Annotated in this window: 15 protein-coding genes; 6 read left to right on the top strand and 9 right to left on the bottom strand. The window is 38.1% G+C overall.

Annotated elements, in window-relative coordinates; translation table 11 throughout:
- Positions 1-94: 94 nt before the first annotated feature.
- From rpmG to radC, 3 genes are all read right to left on the bottom strand, one after another.
- Positions 95-265 (bottom strand): 50S ribosomal protein L33, encoded by a 171-nt coding sequence (gene rpmG / locus EL259_RS02875; RefSeq protein WP_126598835.1) that lies wholly within the window; start codon positions 263-265, stop codon positions 95-97.
- A gap of 11 nt (positions 266-276) precedes the next feature.
- Positions 277-513: a 50S ribosomal protein L28 gene (gene rpmB, locus EL259_RS02870; protein WP_126598833.1), complete on the bottom strand. Its 237-nt coding sequence runs from the start codon at positions 511-513 to the stop codon at positions 277-279.
- 269 nt (positions 514-782) lie between these two features.
- The gene (gene radC, locus EL259_RS02865; RefSeq protein WP_126598831.1) at positions 783-1,442 is read right to left on the bottom strand and encodes a RadC family protein; all 660 of its coding nucleotides are present in this window, start codon (positions 1,440-1,442) and stop codon (positions 783-785) included.
- 157 nt (positions 1,443-1,599) lie between these two features.
- On the opposite strand from radC, the gene coaBC reads away from it, so the two are divergent.
- Entirely contained in the window at positions 1,600-2,820 is a 1,221-nt protein-coding gene (coaBC, locus tag EL259_RS02860; RefSeq protein WP_126598829.1) for a bifunctional phosphopantothenoylcysteine decarboxylase/phosphopantothenate--cysteine ligase CoaBC, read from the top strand.
- Positions 2,821-2,878: 58 nt separating this feature from the next.
- Here the strand turns inward: coaBC and EL259_RS02855 are convergent, their stop codons facing one another.
- The 5 genes from EL259_RS02855 to EL259_RS02835 form a co-directional block, all read right to left on the bottom strand.
- Positions 2,879-4,555, bottom strand: a complete 1,677-nt coding sequence (locus EL259_RS02855) for a phosphoethanolamine transferase (protein ID WP_126598827.1) — start codon at positions 4,553-4,555, stop codon at positions 2,879-2,881.
- Positions 4,556-4,676: 121 nt separating this feature from the next.
- Positions 4,677-5,297: a cAMP-activated global transcriptional regulator CRP gene (gene crp / locus EL259_RS02850; protein ID WP_126600839.1), complete on the bottom strand. Its 621-nt coding sequence runs from the start codon at positions 5,295-5,297 to the stop codon at positions 4,677-4,679.
- Between the two features lie 80 nt (positions 5,298-5,377).
- Positions 5,378-5,596 (bottom strand): YheU family protein, encoded by a 219-nt coding sequence (locus EL259_RS02845; protein ID WP_126598825.1) that lies wholly within the window; start codon positions 5,594-5,596, stop codon positions 5,378-5,380.
- 15 nt (positions 5,597-5,611) lie between these two features.
- On the bottom strand, positions 5,612-6,067 hold the full coding sequence (gene dut, locus EL259_RS02840; RefSeq protein ID WP_126598823.1) for a dUTP diphosphatase: 456 nt from the start codon (positions 6,065-6,067) through the stop codon (positions 5,612-5,614).
- Positions 6,068-6,173: 106 nt separating this feature from the next.
- The gene (locus tag EL259_RS02835) at positions 6,174-6,887 is read right to left on the bottom strand and encodes a pseudouridine synthase (protein ID WP_126598821.1); all 714 of its coding nucleotides are present in this window, start codon (positions 6,885-6,887) and stop codon (positions 6,174-6,176) included.
- A 174-nt stretch (positions 6,888-7,061) separates the two neighbouring features.
- Here EL259_RS02835 and dnaE point away from each other — a divergent pair, with 174 nt between their 5' ends.
- From dnaE to proS, 5 genes are all read left to right on the top strand, one after another.
- Positions 7,062-10,547 (top strand): DNA polymerase III subunit alpha, encoded by a 3,486-nt coding sequence (gene dnaE / locus EL259_RS02830; RefSeq protein WP_126598819.1) that lies wholly within the window; start codon positions 7,062-7,064, stop codon positions 10,545-10,547.
- A gap of 57 nt (positions 10,548-10,604) precedes the next feature.
- Positions 10,605-11,330 (top strand): DNA repair protein RecO, encoded by a 726-nt coding sequence (gene recO / locus EL259_RS02825; protein ID WP_126600837.1) that lies wholly within the window; start codon positions 10,605-10,607, stop codon positions 11,328-11,330.
- Positions 11,331-11,485: 155 nt separating this feature from the next.
- Positions 11,486-13,711, top strand: coding sequence for a GTP diphosphokinase (relA, locus tag EL259_RS02820; RefSeq protein WP_126598817.1), 2,226 nt, complete (start codon positions 11,486-11,488; stop codon positions 13,709-13,711).
- Between the two features lie 14 nt (positions 13,712-13,725).
- On the top strand, positions 13,726-14,079 hold the full coding sequence (locus EL259_RS02815; protein WP_126598815.1) for a diacylglycerol kinase: 354 nt from the start codon (positions 13,726-13,728) through the stop codon (positions 14,077-14,079).
- Between the two features lie 208 nt (positions 14,080-14,287).
- Entirely contained in the window at positions 14,288-15,994 is a 1,707-nt protein-coding gene (gene proS, locus EL259_RS02810; RefSeq protein ID WP_126598813.1) for a proline--tRNA ligase, read from the top strand.
- 50 nt (positions 15,995-16,044) lie between these two features.
- On the opposite strand, the gene EL259_RS02805 is transcribed toward proS, so the two are convergent.
- A complete protein-coding gene (locus EL259_RS02805) occupies positions 16,045-17,445 on the bottom strand; it encodes a cytochrome c peroxidase (protein ID WP_126598811.1) in 1,401 nt (466 codons plus the stop codon).
- Positions 17,446-17,586 lie beyond the last annotated feature (141 nt).

Below are 17,586 nucleotides of genomic sequence, written 5' to 3'. Positions count from 1 at the left end.
ATGATTTAATGTATGTGAAATTATAACAAGGATAGGAAAAGAGGGAGATAAAAAAACCCGAATTAAATTCGGGTTTCTTGTACACAAAAGCAAATTATTTAATTTTTGCTTCTCGATAAATAACGTGTTTGCGAACAACTGGATCAAATTTTTTGATTTCCATTTTGCCTGGCATGTTACGTTTGTTTTTATCAGTTGTGTAGAAGTGACCAGTGTTAGCACTTGATACTAAACGGATTTTATCACGAGCACCTTTAGCTGCCATTTTTTAGCTCCTTAGATTTTCTCGCCACGGGCACGGATGTCAGCTAAAACTGCATCGATACCTTTTTTATCAATAATACGCATACCTTTCGCTGTTAAGCGTAAAGTTACGAAACGTTTTTCACTTTCAACCCAGAAACGGTGAGTGTGAAGGTTTGGTAGGAAGCGACGACGAGTCGCGTTCAAAGCGTGTGAACGGTTGTTACCAGTCACTGGACGCTTGCCTGTTACTTGACAGACTCTAGACATATTCTTCTCCGATAAATATATAAGCTCGAGCTTGGGTTCGATTGACACGGTTTACATGGTGTGAAACCCTGTACTAAACCTTGCCGGCCTCGTCAGGCCGTATACCGACCCATCCAATATTAAAGGTCGGCAATTATACGAGTTTTATGTCGTTTTATCAAGCATAAAACTCAGCGACTTAGCATAAAATGACACCCGCTTAATCCTTATGTTGTAGTTTGACTAAAAAAAATGCATTGGTTTTTGATTGATAAATTTTAGTATTTTGATTAAAGGCAACCATTCTCTGCAAAGGAAAAATAGCAACCTTTTCCGATAATAAAATGATCCAATACCCGAATATTCATAAATTTTGCGACCTTTTGAATATCTTGAGTAATACTCCGATCGGCATTACTTGGTTCTGCAAGCCCAGAGGGATGATTATGAGCAAGGATAAGAGCAGCGGCATTGCAATAAAGTGCGGTTTTGATAATTTCACGGGGATATACCATGGCACAATTTACCGTGCCCAGAAACATTTCCTCACTTTTGATAAGGCGATGTTGATTATCCAAAAATAGGACAAAAAATACTTCACGTTCACGATGAGCGAGTTCACTTTGCAGATAAAGTCTTGCGACTTTTGCTTCAGTAAAAATTTGTTGCGTTCGCATTTCTTGCTCAAGATAACGTTTTGTCATTTCGGTGGTGGCTTGGAGTTGGATAAATTGCGTGATGCCTAATCCTTTTAAACTACAAAATGTCTTTTTATCGGCACTGATAAGCTCACGTAAGGATCCAAATTCTGCTAACACATTGTGAGCAAGTTGTAGAACAGGGCAATTTTTGGTACCAGTGCGTAGGAAAATAGCCAGTAATTCTTCGTCAGTCAAAGCACTAGCACCAAAGGTTAAGAGTTTTTCACGAGGCATTAATGATGAGCACATAAAAATTTTCCTTTTTGGAGAATAGCGTAAGGAATTTCAGAGATCTTGATAGTATTGTGCAGACATTTTTCGACATTGATCGCAAAAGAAAAGTTTTTATCTGCTATATTTTCAGTAAAATAGTGAGAGTATGAATTAAATCTAATGAGCGGATGAAATGGAAAATTTGCAAAATAAAAATATTGTTATTGGGATTACAGGTGGCATTGCTGCCTATAAAACAATTGAATTAATTAGACTTTTAAAAAAATCACAAGCAAATGTACGAGTTGTATTAACGCCTGCGGCGAAAGCCTTTGTTACGCCACTCACGTTGCAAGCCATTTCAGGAAATCATGTTGCAGAAAGTTTGTTAGATCCGAGTGCGGAATTAGCAATGGGACATATTGAATTAGCCAAATGGGCAGATTTGGTTGTGATTGCACCAGCATCGGCGGATTTTATTGCACGGTTACGTGTAGGTATGGCAAATGATTTACTTTCTACGCTTTGTTTAGCTACCTCTGCACCGATTTTATTGGCACCAGCGATGAATCAACAAATGTATCATCAAGCGATTACCCAAGAGAATTTAGCTACACTACAAACCCGTGGGGTACGTTGTATTGGACCGAATGCGGGAGAGCAAGCGTGTGGTGATGTTGGGAAAGGACGTATGAGCGAGCCCGCAGAAATTTATCAGGCGATTCAGCAATCTTTCGTTGAGCCTGATTGTCAGGGGTTATCGGTAGTCATCACTGCTGGAGCAACTCGTGAAGCACTCGATCCTGTTCGCTTTTTAAGTAATCATAGTTCAGGTAAAATGGGTTTTGCATTAGCGGAAGATTTTGCGAAACGTGGTGCGAAAGTAACAGTCATTGCAGGATCGGTGAATTTACCGACTCCACAAGGCGTAGAACGCATTAATATTGTGAGTGCTGAGGATATGCTTGAGGCGGCAAAAAAAATGGCTCCTCATCACGATATTTTCATTGCGTGTGCAGCGGTTGCGGATTTTAGACCTGCCGAAGTGTGTAAGCAAAAAATGAAAAAAGATCCCAAAATGGCAACGGAAACCATGACATTAACCTTGATCAAAAATCCTGATATTGTTGCTACGATTGCAGCAATGCAAGAAAACCGTCCGTTTGTGGTAGGTTTTGCTGCGGAAACACAAGATGTTGCAGATTATGCAAAAGATAAACTAGTGCGCAAAAATCTAGATATGATTTGTGCAAATGACGTATCAAATGGGAAAGGATTCAATCAGGAACAAAATGCGATTCAATTATTTTGGAAAGCGGGTGAAACGATTCACGAAAAATCTTTACCACTTGCGAGCAAATTACAGTTAGGTAATGAGATTATTGATGCCATTTTGACGCAATTTAAAAAATAAAAAATTAAATTCACGCCCCGATTTTCGCATAAATTTTTAGGAAAATCGGGGCGTCTTTTTATTTATTTTTTGCCATTACTTTTTCTGTTGAAGTCGTAATTTTCTCACCTGGATACGGGTCATTAAGCAATGTATCGTACGGAACATTCTTTTCAAGATTAAACACTTCAATATTTTTATCAGGGATATCACTCCAGAAATGATAGTTTTGATCTAAATCTGGGGTAGAAATACCAAGCCATTCGGCAAAACCTTGAATAAAATGATGTGCACTGCGTGGCACATGTACCATAGTATGAGCAGTGTCATCACTTGATAATTTAATAAATGGCACTTGGTAATCTTGTTTAAATTTACCATTGTGTGTCATTGAGGAGTCTTTTTGTTGTGATGCCGTAAGCGATGCGTAGTTCGGCAATGATACGGTTGCTAAATTATCAACATCGGCGACAGCATCGGCAGAATAGGAGTTTGCTAGCCCATGATCGCTAAAGTAAATAAGCGAATAGGATTGGTGCTGCGCCTTGAGTAAATCGACAACTTGTTTAATAAAATGATCTGTGAGGTGGATAGTATCCACGTAGCAAGAAAGATTTTTATTCTTAAAGTTGAAAATTTTCTCTTTATCGCTGTCTAGACGTGAGCAGAAATCAGGATGTGATCCCATCAAATGGAAAATAAAGAGACGTGGTTTTGAATCTTTATTCTGTTGTTTTAACGCATTTTTAAAATAAGGAAGTAGTTTCAAATCGCTAATATTTTCTGTGTTATAGCCGCCCTTATGTGTAAAGTATTTTTGATTAGACATCGCACCAAGACGAGAGGCAACGGTATCAAAACGCCCAATTGCTCCTTGATTTGACATCCAAATTGTTTCAAACCCCGCCGCTTTTGCAAGAGTGATGATGTTGTAAGCGTAGTTTAGATGCCCTTTTTCTATTCTTTCTTGGTAAAGTGTTTTAATTAAAGAGTGATAGGTTGCTGGTGCAGCCGAAATATAAGCGGAGTTAAAGTATCCGTTAGTTTTGTCTAAGAACGGTGTGTCGTCTAGCGGAAAACCGAAGACGTGGTGATAATCACGGCGAGCAGATTCACCAATAATTAAAACATAATTTTGGTATTTAGGTTTGACGGATGTAATTACCCATGGATCTTTAATGTTTTGAGCCTCTTCGAGGGCTTTTTTATCTGCATAGTAGTTTTCTGTACTATCAACAAGATTAGCGTAGAAACGCAAAATATTATTATTGGAATACGTTAAAGACCATGCTGGGGCAAGAGTTTGTACATCAAGTGGATCATTTTTGTGTTGAAAATAATATTTGATTGGTAAAGCAATTGAGCCAACGATACCGCCAAAAATTAAAATCCCAGTCAGAATTTTACGATTTTTAACTTCCTTCGGCGTATCATCTTGTGGTTTTGGTTGTGCATAAGCCAAGCGTAATGTGAAGTATAAGCAGATCACATAAAAAATAGGGAAGTAAAAATCTTCCAACGAAAAGTTTTTTAGAAATGCAAACGACTCTCCAACATTTGTCTCAAAAAAGGCTGCAACTACGCCAGAGTTTAAGTCCGAATAATGAAGGCTTACAGGATAGTAAAGTAATGGGAATAAGCTTATAAAGAAAAGCGTATAAGCAAAGATTCTACGGTTAAGTAAAAATAGCCCACAATAAAAGAAATAAATCGTGAAAAGCCCAATGAAATTTGCTCTATCAGGCACGATGAGCATGGAAAGGAAGCTAAAAAAGAAAAGCCAAATATAAAAAAACGAGATTTAAAGTACGAGAAAATTCTTTTTAGCATTTGGCGCTTCCTTCTATTTCAATGAGTTAGTTCAAAATTGTTGTTTCCTATCTTGCGCCGCGTACAACAATGGTTTTCCCATGGGCTGATATAAGGTCATCATTTTCTAACATTTTTAAGATTCTGCCAACTGTTTCTCGCGAACAGCCGACCATTTGACCAATTTCTTGACGGGTAATTTTAATTTGCATGCCATCTGGATGAGTAAGTGCATCAGGCATTTTGGCAAGATTCATCAGGGTTTGGGCAATACGACCAGTGACATCTAAGAAAGCGAGGTTGCTTGCTTGTTTGGATGTGTTATGAAGTCGATGAGAAAGTTGACCTGCAAGATACATTAAAATTTGCGGGTTAATATTAACAAGCTGTAGGAATTTGCGATAAGAAATCTCAGCAATTTGGCAAGAGGTTCGAGTTTTTACCCAAGCATTACGGACTGAATTTTTATCAAAAAGCCCTGACTCTCCAAAAAATTCGTTATCGCTAAGATAAGTCAGAATCATTTCTTTTCCTTCCTCATCTTTTACCATAACGACGACGGTCCCACGGATAACGTAGTAAAGCGTATCCGCTTTTTCACCTGCGTGAATAAGCGTACTTTTTTCTGGATATTTGCGAATATGGCAATGTGAAAGAAACCAATCTAAAGTAGGGTCGATTTGTTTCATTTTTTCTTTTACGTCAGATTGTTGTGTTTGTTCGGCATTTGGAAATGCTGATTTTACATAGAGATTCGACATAAGATTTCCTATTTTTCAATGTATGTATGAGGCTTTATATCAAAGGTTTCATGTAACTCAGACCAGAAAATAACAGCCTTCCCTTGCTTGATCTGCTGTAATAAATTTTCTCTTTTTTCATGTAATGAGAGTTCTTCTGCTCCGTAATCTGTTCCTTCACGAAGAATAAAACTTTCAATTAGATTGATGAGGGTTTCCTCTTTTAAACTTTGCCAAGGAATGATCATCTTATTTGCTCCGTATTAAGCTTTACCTGAATGACCAAAACCTCCAGTACCACGTTCGGTTTCTTCAAAATGTTCTACAACATTAAAAGTTGCTTGGACAACAGGTAAAAAGACAAGTTGAGCGATGCGATCACCCGCAGAAATTTTAAAAGGTTCAGTGCTGCGGTTCCAAATTGGCATCATGAGTGGACCTTGATAGTCAGAATCAATTAGACCAACCAAATTACCTAAAACAATACCATGCTTAGAGCCTAGACCTGAACGAGGTAAAATTGTTGCACAAAGTGATGGATCACGGATATAAATCGCAATTCCAGCAGGGATAAGTCGAGTTTCGTTGGGTTGTAAGACGACATCTTCTCCAACCATCGCACGAAGATCTAAGCCAGCAGAACCTGGAGTCGCGTATGCTGGTAATGGAAATTCTTTACCCAAACGTTTATCTAAAATTTTAATATCAATACTTTTCATTATCATACTGCCTTTTATTTAGTGAAAATTTTGCTGCTATCAACAGCTAAAACTGACTGATTCTAGCATACGAGCAAAAGGGAGAATAGGGGAAGCCATTTTTTCTTTATCGGGTTGGTTTCTCATTGGGCAAGGATAGCTTTAACTTTTTTGCCAAAATTTTAATTTCATTCAACGAAAGTTCTTTATATTCACCTATTGCGATATTGTCTAATGTTAAGTCACCAATATTATAACGGATAAGGCGCAATGTTGGATTACCGACGTGAGCGGTCATTCTTCTAACTTGGCGATTGCGTCCTTCTGTAATTTCTAGCCTTAACCATGTGGTAGGGATATTTTTGCGTTCTCGGATTGGCGGAATACGTTCCCATAGTGGAAAAGGAGGCAACATGCGTTCTGCTTTAGCAGGTAAGGTTTTTCCATCATTTAATGTGATACCTTGACGTAATTTTTGTAAGGATTCATCGGATACGTCGCCTTCAACTTGTACAAAATATACTTTAGGTAATTTAAATTTTGGATTAGCGAGGCGGTGTTGAATTTCTCCGTTATTCGTCAGTAGTAATAGACCTTCACTATCACGATCAAGCCGACCTGCTGCATAAACTTCAGGAACTGGGATAAAGTCTTTTAATGTTTTGCGACCACTGTCATCGCTAAATTGTGTTAAAACATCAAAGGGTTTATTAAAAAGCACCACTTTGGTTTGTTCCAAGGTTTTTTTTATTGGTGATTTTTTTGCAACGGGCGTGTTTCTAGGGGATTGTGCTTTGCGAGAAAAATGTGTTTTGGATGGGCGAAATCTTGTTTTTTGCATGGAAGTAGTATTGATTTAAATTAAGATGGAACATAGTTTAGCATTTTTTATATAAATTTCCTTTCACTTTAGAAAAATCGGCTAGTTACGTTAAGACTGTAAAAGCAACTGAAATACGGCTAGAATACACGGTCTAACCTGTTAATAAACCCATACCAAAAAGGATTCTAAAATATGGCTGCACCCCGTTTTGTTCATTTACGAGTACACAGTGATTTCTCTATGATTGATGGCTTACCCAAAGTAAAACCATTGGTAAAACAAGCAGCTAAACAAGAAATGGTCGCATTAGGTTTAACTGATTTTATGAATTTCTGCGGACTGGTAAAATTTTATGGGGAATGCTTAGGAGCGGGAATTAAACCTATTATTGGTGCTGATTTCAAAATAAAAAGTGATTTGCTTGGCGAAGACTTTTTCGATTTAACCCTTTATGCGAATAACAATGCAGGTTACCAAAATATTACCTTATTGCTTTCTAAAGCTTATCAGCGTGGTTATACCGATTTCCCTTACATTGATCAAGAATGGCTGATTGAACATGCAGAAGGGGTCATCATTTTATCGGGCGGTAAAGAAGGGGATATTGGGCAATTATTATTGCGTACCCGTACAGAACCTGAGTTACTTGAACAAGCAGTAAGTTTTTATGAAACACATTTTCCAGATCGTTTTTATTTAAGTTTAAGTCGGACAGGTAAAAATGATGAGGAACGTTATATCCAAGCTGCAGTTGCACTGGCAAAAGAAAAGAATTTACCTGTTGTGGCTGTCAATGATGTTTGTTTTTTAGAGCCTGAAGATTTCGAGGCACATGAAATTCGTGTGGCAATTCATGACGGTTATACGTTAGATGATGCAAGACGCCCTAAGAATTATACCCGCCAACAATATTTCCGCACAGAAGCTGAAATGTGTGAGCTTTTTGCGGATATTCCAAGTGCATTAGAAAATAGTGTGAAAATTGCAGAACGTTGTACGGCAACCTTGCATCTTGGAGAATATTTCTTACCACAATTCCCAACAGGGGAGATGAGTACTGAAGATTTCTTAGTACAAAAAGCACATACTGGCTTAGAAGAACGTTTGAAAATTCTTTTCCCAGATGAGGAAGTGAGAGCGAAAGAACGTGGCAAGTATGATGAACGCTTAGAGGTTGAACTAGGCGTAATTAACCAAATGGGATTCCCTGGATACTTTCTTATCGTGATGGAATTTATTCAGTGGTCTAAAGATAATGATATTCCTGTTGGACCTGGGCGTGGATCGGGTGCAGGATCGCTGGTTGCTTACGCATTAAAGATTACCGATTTGGATCCGTTAGAATTTGATCTGCTTTTCGAACGATTCTTAAATCCTGAACGTGTATCTATGCCCGATTTTGACGTAGATTTCTGTATGGATGGACGAGATCGTGTTATTGATCATGTTGCAGAAACCTATGGTCGAGGAGCAGTATCTCAAATTATTACCTTCGGTACAATGGCGGCAAAAGCCGTTATTCGTGATGTTGGACGTGTTCTTGGGCATTCTTATAGCTTTGTCGATAGAATTTCTAAATTAGTGCCCACTGAACCTGGCATGACATTAGAAAAAGCATTTGCTGCTGAGCCGAAATTACCCGAAATTTATGAGGCAGATGAAGAAGTTAAAGCACTCATTGATATGGCTCGCCGCTTAGAAGGGGTTACTCGTAATGCAGGAAAACATGCGGGTGGGGTAGTTATTGCTCCGCATTTGATCACTGACTTTGCTCCGCTTTATTGCGATAGCGAAGGGAAACATCCTGTTACGCATTTTGATAAAAGCGATGTGGAATATGCAGGGCTAGTGAAATTCGACTTTTTAGGGTTACGTACGCTAACTATCATTAAATGGGCATTGGATATGATTAATCCTCGCCTCATTGCGCAGGGTAAGCCACCCGTTGATATTAACCATATTCCTCTTGATGATCCAAAAGCATTTGAGCTTCTTCTTAAAGCGGAAACCACAGCGGTATTCCAGTTGGAATCTCGAGGCATGAAAGATCTGATTAAACGCCTACGTCCAGACTGTTTTGAAGATATCATTGCGTTGGTGGCATTATTTCGACCTGGTCCGTTGCAATCAGGGATGGTGGATAACTTTATCCGCCGTAAACACGGTGAGGAAGAAATTTCCTATCCAGATGCGGAATATCAACACATCTCTCTCAAACCGATTCTAGAACCAACCTACGGCATTATTTTGTATCAAGAACAAGTGATGCAAATTGCCCAAGTTTTAGCAGGTTACACCTTGGGTGGGGCGGATTTATTACGCCGTGCGATGGGTAAGAAAAAACCTGAAGAAATGGCAAAACAACGTAGTGTGTTTAAAGCAGGCGCTGAGAAAAATAATATTGATGGCGAACTTGCCATGAAGATTTTCGACTTGGTAGAAAAATTTGCAGGTTATGGTTTTAACAAATCTCACTCGGCTGCGTATGCACTCGTTTCCTATCAAACACTCTGGTTAAAAGCCCATTATCCGGCTGAATTTATGGCAGCCGTAATGACATCAGAAATGGATAATACTGACAAAATTGTTGGGCTTTATGATGAATGTTTACGCATGGGACTAACTGTGGTTCCACCTGATATAAATACTGGGAAACATCAATTTACCGTTAATGATAAAGGGGAAATTGTCTATGGTATTGGCGCAATTAAGGGGGTTGGTGAAGCACCGATCGGTGCAATTGTAGAAGCCCGAAAAGAGGGTGGTTTCTTTAAAGATTTATTTGATTTATGTGCAAGAGTTGACTTAAAACGTGTGAATCGCCGTACTTTTGAAAGCCTGATTAAATCGGGGGCTTTTGATAAACTCGGACCTCATCGTGCAGCCCTTGCAAAAAACCTTGAAGATGCCTTAAAAGCCGCTGATCAGCATGCGAAAGATGAGGATATTGGGCAAGGGGATATGTTTGGCGTATTAACTGATCGCCCAGAAGATGTCGAAACCAAATATGCGAATACACCAAAATGGACAGAACACCAAATTTTAGAAGGTGAGCGAGAAACCCTCGGACTTTATTTAAGCGGGCACCCGATAAGTCGTTATTTGCCTGAATTAGAGCATTATGCGAGTACACGTTTAAAAGATTTAACGCCAAGCCGTCGTGGGCAGATGAGTGTTGCTTGTGGTCTGGTCGTAAACTTCCGTGTAGCGACAACGAAGAAAGGAAATCGTATTGGTATCGCCACACTAGATGATCGGTCAGGTCGTCTTGATGTGACTTTATTTGGTGAGGCGTTAGATAAAAATATCGAAAAAATTGCGAAAGACAATATTATCGTGTGTAGCGGGCAAGTGAGCTTTGATGATTTTAGTCAGGGATTACGCATGAATGTGCGTGATGTGATGTCATTAGAAGAGGCTCGGGTACATCGTGCAAATCATCTTGCGATAAGCCTTTCACAAGACAAAATCACACCTGCGTTATTACGTCGATTAAAAGAAATTATTCAGCCTTACAGTGGAGGAGCGTTGCCTATTCAACTGTATTATCAAAGTCCACAGGGAAATGCGTTGGTACGTTTTGGCACACAGTGGGCGGTAAATCCACAGGATCCTCTTTTGAATAATTTAATGGAATTTTTAGGCAGTGATGCGGTTGAATTGGTTTTCAGAAATTAGACACGCCTCATTTTTCGATAAATTTTATGGGATTTAACGAATTTGTTAGATAACAAAATGGATAATTGGCAACGTGCATTTGTGCTACACCGTAAACCCTATGGTGAAAGCAGTTTACTCGTTGATATTTTTAGTGAAGAGACTGGGCGCCTTACTTTATTAGCAAAAGGCGCTCGGGGAAAACGTTCACCTTGGAAAAGTGTTTTACAGCCATTCACTCCGTTATTAGTCCGCTGGTCTGGGAAGGGCGCGTTAAAAATTCTTACCCGAGCTGAAGCTGCCGCTATAACCTTACCTTTACAGAATGCTGCGTTATATAGTGGTTTTTATGTGAATGAAATTATGATTCGGTTATTGGAAAAAGAAACAGCCTATCCTGCACTGTTCCAAGATTATTTAACATGTTTAACTGAATTAACCCAATATCCAGAACATTTAGAAGCAACTTTACGGACATTTGAGTTTAAGTTACTCGATTATCTAGGTTACGGAATTGATTTTTGCCATTGTGTCGGAACAGGAAAACCTGTCGATGAAAATATGACATATCAATATCGTGCTGAACGTGGTTTTATTGCCTCTATTGTTAAGGATAATATGACGTTTTATGGGCGCGAATTATTGGCTTTTGCGGAAAGAGATTTTTCTGATCCGCAAGTCAGAATTGCAGCAAAACGCTTTATGCGGGTAGTATTAAAAAGTTATTTGGGCGATAAACCATTAAAAAGCCGTGAACTATTTTCACAAGTTTATTTAGGAAAAAATAATTTAAAACTTTACTAGAAATGACCATGTTTAATTATATAGTACGGTGTATTTTGGAAAGGAATTGTAAATAAAATATATAGTAAACATGCATTTATTGTGAAATATTTCCCCAAAGTTTGCAAAAAGGGGGTAGAATAACCCCGCCTTTTTACCGTAGATAGGAAAAAAATATGGTTGCAATTCGAGGAACTCATTTATTAAATCCAGATAATTTTGATTTAAAAAAATGGAGCAGTACCCTAAACGTCCCTGCTGAGGTTGAAGCAGATTTGGAGCAAGCATGGAATTTTGCTTGTGAAAAAGTGATGGTAAGGGAACTTGATAAAGCACCTATTTATTATCTTCTAGCTGGCCCAGAAATGGTAGAAATTCTGCATAGTTTAAATATGGATGCAGAAAGTCTTGTCACTGCAATGTTATTTCCCGTCCTTACGCAAGGTAGCGATGATACCGTCCTTGATGAAATTGAAGAAGTTTTTGGAATAAAAATTCGTAAATTACTGAAAGGCGTGGCGGATATGGATAACATTCGTCAAATTAATACAGCTAATTCTAGTAATACTACCCAAATTGACAATGTTCGCCGTATGCTTTTAGCCATGGTGGAAGATTTTCGTTGCGTGATTATTAAATTGGCTGAACGGATTATTTTCTTACGTGATGATGCTCATAATCATACTCAAGAAGAACGGGAATTAGCGGCAAAAGAATGCAGTAATATTTATGCACCACTTGCGAATCGTCTTGGAATCGGACAATTGAAATGGGAATTAGAAGATTATTGTTTTCGTGTATTACATCCTGAAAGTTACCGAATTATCGCAAAATTGCTTGGAGAACGTCGTTTAGATCGTGAACAATATCTAGATGATTTTGTTTGTGAATTACGTCAATACCTTAAAGATAATCTTTATGAAGTTGATGTGTATGGGCGACCAAAGCATATTTACAGCATTTGGAAAAAAATGCAGAAAAAACATCTGGAATTTGAACAACTCTATGATGTGCGGGCCGTACGCATTATTGTTAAAGAATTACAAGATTGTTATGCCGTACTCGGTTTAGTTCATACGCATTTTAAACACTTACCAGATCAATTTGATGATTACGTTGCTAATCCGAAACCAAATGGCTATCAATCTATTCATACTGTTGTCTTAGGAAAAGACGATAAACCCGTCGAAATACAAATTCGGACCCAACAAATGCACGATAATGCTGAATTAGGCGTTGCGGCACATTGGAAGTACAAAGAGGGCATTGTTGGTGGGAAAACAGATTATGAAGAAAAAATTGCATGGTTGAGAAAACTTTTAGCGTGGCAAGCGGATATAGTGGATTCTGGCGATATCTTGGCGGAAGTACGCTCACAAGTTTTTGACGATCGGGTTTATGTCTTTACGCCACGAGGTGAGGTAGTAGATCTACCAACAGGCTCAACGCCGTTAGATTTTGCGTATGCAATTCATAGTCAAATTGGGCATCGCTGTATCGGCGCAAAAGTTGGTGGGCGGATTGTACCTTTTACCTATCAATTACAAATGGGTGATCAGGTAGAGATTCTTACTCAGAAAAATCCAAATCCAAGTCGAGATTGGGTAAATCCAAATTTAGGCTTTACTCGCACTCCGAAAGCACGCAGTCGCATTAATGCTTTTTTTAAAAAATTGGATAGAGAGAAAGATATTCCGCTTGGCAAAGAACAATTTGAACATGAAGTCAATGCATTGGGGCTAAATTTAAAACAAGCTGAGAAAAATGCATTGATGCGCTACAACCTCAAGCATATGGATGATTTTTATGCGGGGATTGGTTCTGGTGATATTCGTTTACAACACCTGATGAATTATTTACAAAATAAAAAAGGTAAAGCGACTGCTGAACAAGCGGATGCAGATATTTTACGTCAAGTAGCAAGTCGTACGACAGTTATCAATAAAGATGATAGAAATCAATTGGTTACTGTAGATGGTGTTGGAAATTTATTGCACTATATGGCGGGTTGTTGCCAGCCTATTTATGGCGATACCATAGCAGGTTATATTACCCTTGGGCGAGGCATTTCTATTCATCGTGTTGATTGTGAACAATTTATTGAGATGCAAAATAGCCATCCCGAACGTGTCGTCGAAGCTCATTGGGGACAAAAATATTCTCAAGATTTTCGAATTAGTATTCAGATTGTAGCAAGTGATCGCCATGGATTATTACGAGATATTACGACGGTTTTAGCCAATCATAAAATTAATGTCCTTTCTGTATCTACACACGCAGAAAGTAAAAAACAATTAGCGATTATTCAAATGGATATTAAATTAAGCGATGTCGATAGCTTGAGTAAAGTTTTGCTGGGATTAACGCAAATTCCAGATGTCATTGAAGCAAAACGTTTATAACTAAGAGAAAAATTATGCAACAAACGAAAGGATTAACGCATCTTATCAATTCAACACGTTATTCAATTAAAGGACTTAAAGCCGCATTGAGCGAGACTGCTTTTCGTCAAGAATTAATTCTAACAGCAATTTTAGTACCACTCGCATTATGGCTTGGTAAAAATAAAATTGAATGCATTTTACTAATTTGTTCCGTGCTTTTGGTGTTGGTTGTTGAACTGTTAAATACTGGAATAGAAGCAGTAGTGAATCGAATTGGAACGGAATATCATGAATTATCAGGTCGAGCAAAAGATTTGGGATCCGCAGCCGTTTTTGTTGCATTAGTCATTTTATTTGTGACGTGGTTTGGTATTTTAGTTTTTTAAAAATCGAAAACACGCCCTCATTTTCGTAAAAAATTATGTCTAAACGGTATTCGTGGATGAATACCGCTTTATCTAAATAGCGTATTAAAGTGAAAGTATTGCGAACCTTAGCAAGATAACAAAAATCTTGATATGGTTGCTTTATTGCAATCCTGTGAACTGGTAAACTAGCGCTACTTTTTTATATCGAATTAAGGAATTAAATATAATGCGAGCAAGTAAATATCTTTTTTCAACATTGAAAGAAACACCAAATGATGCTCAGGTTGTGAGTCACCAACTTATGTTACGTGCAGGGATGGTACGCCCTTTAGCATCAGGGCTTTATACATGGTTACCAACCGGCTTGCGTGTACTTAAAAAAGTTGAAAACATCGTTCGTGATGAAATGTCTAGAACTAGTGCATTAGAAATTGAAATGCCAGTTGTTCAACCAGCAGAATTATGGCAGGAATCTAAACGTTGGGAACAATATGGTCCAGAATTACTTCGTTTTGTTGACCGTGGTAATCGTGATTTCGTGCTTGGACCAACTCACGAAGAAGTTGTCACTGATTTAGTTCGTCGTGAAATTACCTCATACCGCCAATTACCGCTTGCATTATATCAAATTCAAACTAAATTCCGTGATGAAGTACGCCCACGTTTTGGGATTATGCGTAGCCGTGAATTTTTAATGCAAGATGGTTATTCTTTCCATTTAAGTCACGAATCATTACAAGAAACTTATGAAGAAATGTATCGTGCTTATAGCAACATTTTCCTACGCTTAGGCTTAGATTTCCGTGCAGTGCATGCAGATACAGGATCTATCGGCGGTAATGCATCTCATGAGTTCCAAGTTTTAGCAGATAGTGGGGAAGACGATATCGTATTCTCAACAGATTCTGACTATGCAGCAAATATTGAACTTGCAGAAGCAATTGCAGTAGGTGAACGTCAAGCACCAACAGCAGAAATGATTTTGGTTGATACGCCAAATGCAAAAACCATTGATGAATTAGTGCGTGAACACGGATTAAAAGCAGAAAAAATTGCGAAAACCCTTATTGTTAAAGGGGCAACCGAAGAAGCTCCTTTAATCGCATTAATGGTACGTGGTGATCATGAATTAAATGAGATCAAAGCACAAAAACATCCACTTGTTGCTGATCCACTTGAATTTGCAACCGATGAAGAAATTCGTGCCGTAGTTGGTGCGGGTACAGGTTCGCTTGGTGCATTAGAATTAAATATGCCAATTATCGTTGACCGTAGCGTTGCGATCATGAGTGATTTTGCGATGGGTGCAAACCAAGATGGTAAACATTATTTCAATGTAAACTGGGAACGTGATTTACCAATGGCAGAAGTTGCAGATATCCGTAATGTTGTAGCAGGTGATGTAAGTCCAGATGGTAAAGGTACACTTCATATCAAACGTGGTATTGAAGTTGCACATATTTTCCAACTTGGTAAAAAATACTCTGAAGCAATGAATGCAACCGTTCAAGGTGAAGATGGTCGCCCACAAGTGATGACAATGGGTTGCTATGGTATCGGTGTAAGTCGTGTTGTAGCTGCTGCGATTGAACAAAGCCATGACGATCGTGGTATCATTTGGCCAACTGATGAAATTGCACCATTCAAAATGGCAATCGTACCAATGAACATGCATAAATCAGAAGTGGTAAAAGAATTTGCAGAACAACTTTACGATGATTTACGTTTCAAAGGCGTAGAAGTTATTCTTGATGACCGTAATGAACGCCCAGGTGTGATGTTTGCGGATATGGAATTAATCGGTGTGCCACATATGATCGTAATTGGTGAGAAAAACCTTAACAACGGTCAAATTGAATATAAAAACCGTAAAACAGGCGAAAAATTATTAATTTCTAAAGATGAGTTAATGACTTTCTTAGCCTCTCTTTAATTAGTTGTTCATAAAGAAAAATGCCTGCTGATGCAGGCATTTTTTATATATTATTTTTGTTTATTAGTTGTTAAAACTTTTCCTTGATACTCGCCCGTTAAAGATTCTAAGAAGGCTTTAATATCAGAAACTTGTTCTGGAGTAAGATCTGTACCACTTTGATAATGTGCCATAAGTTTAATCGCTTCTCCTAGATCTGTTACGCTGCCGTCATGGAAATAAGGTGCGGTCAATGCAACATTGCGTAGCGTTGGCACTTTAAATCTATGTAAATCTGCTGGGTTTTGTGTTTGGGAGAAACGTCCTTTATCAGCATCTGTTTGTGGTTGTTTACGATTAGCGAAATAATTATCGTATATTCCGAACAATTCATAAGACTGTCCACCTAATGCAACGCCGACGTGACAAGTGCTACATTTATTTTCAATGAATAATTTATATCCTTTGATTGCACTTGGACTAAGTGCTTTTTTATCACCCTTGAGATATTTATCAAATGCACTGTTTGGTGTAATTAATGTTTTTTCAAATTCAGCAATTGCGTTCGTAATATTTTCTGGCGTAATAGCTGGGTAAAGTTCGAGGAATTGTTTTTTGAGAGCCTCATCTTGAGAAAGTTTATGGATGATTTCATTCCAATCTTTTGATCCCATTTCAACTGGATTGAGTGGCGGACCTCCAGCCTGTGCAGCAAGATCTTTAGCACGACCATCCCAGAATTGAGTTTTATTAAATGCTGCATTAAATACTGTTGGAGCATTAATTCCCCCTTTTTGCCCTTTAATTCCTGTAGAGGTAACAAGTCCATCTACACCACCATTATTTAGTTGGTGGCAAGTGTGGCAAGAAACAGTATTATCCCCTGAAAGACGCACGTCATGGTATAAAATGTTGCCTAAGGCTGCCTTTTTAGCATCAATAGAAAGGGCATTTGGGATTGGTTGGACACTACGTTTTGCATCAACGCCTTGCGTATTTTGTGGTAAGAATTTTTGTTGGCGCTGTTCATAAATCCAATCGAGTAATAGGTTATTTTCTTCTTGAGTTAAACCGCTTCCCCAGTGGATCATTTTAAAACGTAGAGGAGGCATGCTGTTATCTTTTAAGACATGTTCTAATTTTGCTAAATCAACCTCTGAGATTTTGCTCGGATCTTTTAAGCCTTCTAAAAAAGTATTTAAATTGAATAATTGATTACCACGTTTGATATCGAGATCAACTAATTTATTTAAACCAGGGATATTGGCATAAAAAGGTAAAGTGGGATTTGGGGTATGGCAATTTTGACACCCACTTTCATGTAAGATATTCGCAATTTGTTGATTTTTACCAGGATATTGCTGTTTTAATAGTTTTTCAGTTTGGGCTTTGTCAAAATTATGGACATACCCAACCGTCCCCAAATAGCCGATAACACCGAGAATACCGCAACCTAAGATAAATTTTTTCATCATGACTCCATAAAATAAGTTATACAAAAAATATGGTTTTGATTATAAAAGGAGTCTAAGGTTAAAAGTTGATCTATATCAAAAATTAAAAGCAAGATAGCCTATATATTCAATAGGTAAAATTAAACATTAATTTTAACT

This window comes from Actinobacillus delphinicola (assembly GCF_900638385.1).
Lineage (GTDB): Bacteria > Pseudomonadota > Gammaproteobacteria > Enterobacterales > Pasteurellaceae > Actinobacillus_C > Actinobacillus_C delphinicola.
Note: the sequence above shows the minus strand (reverse complement) of the source record. Positions and strands in the feature narration are given on the sequence as shown.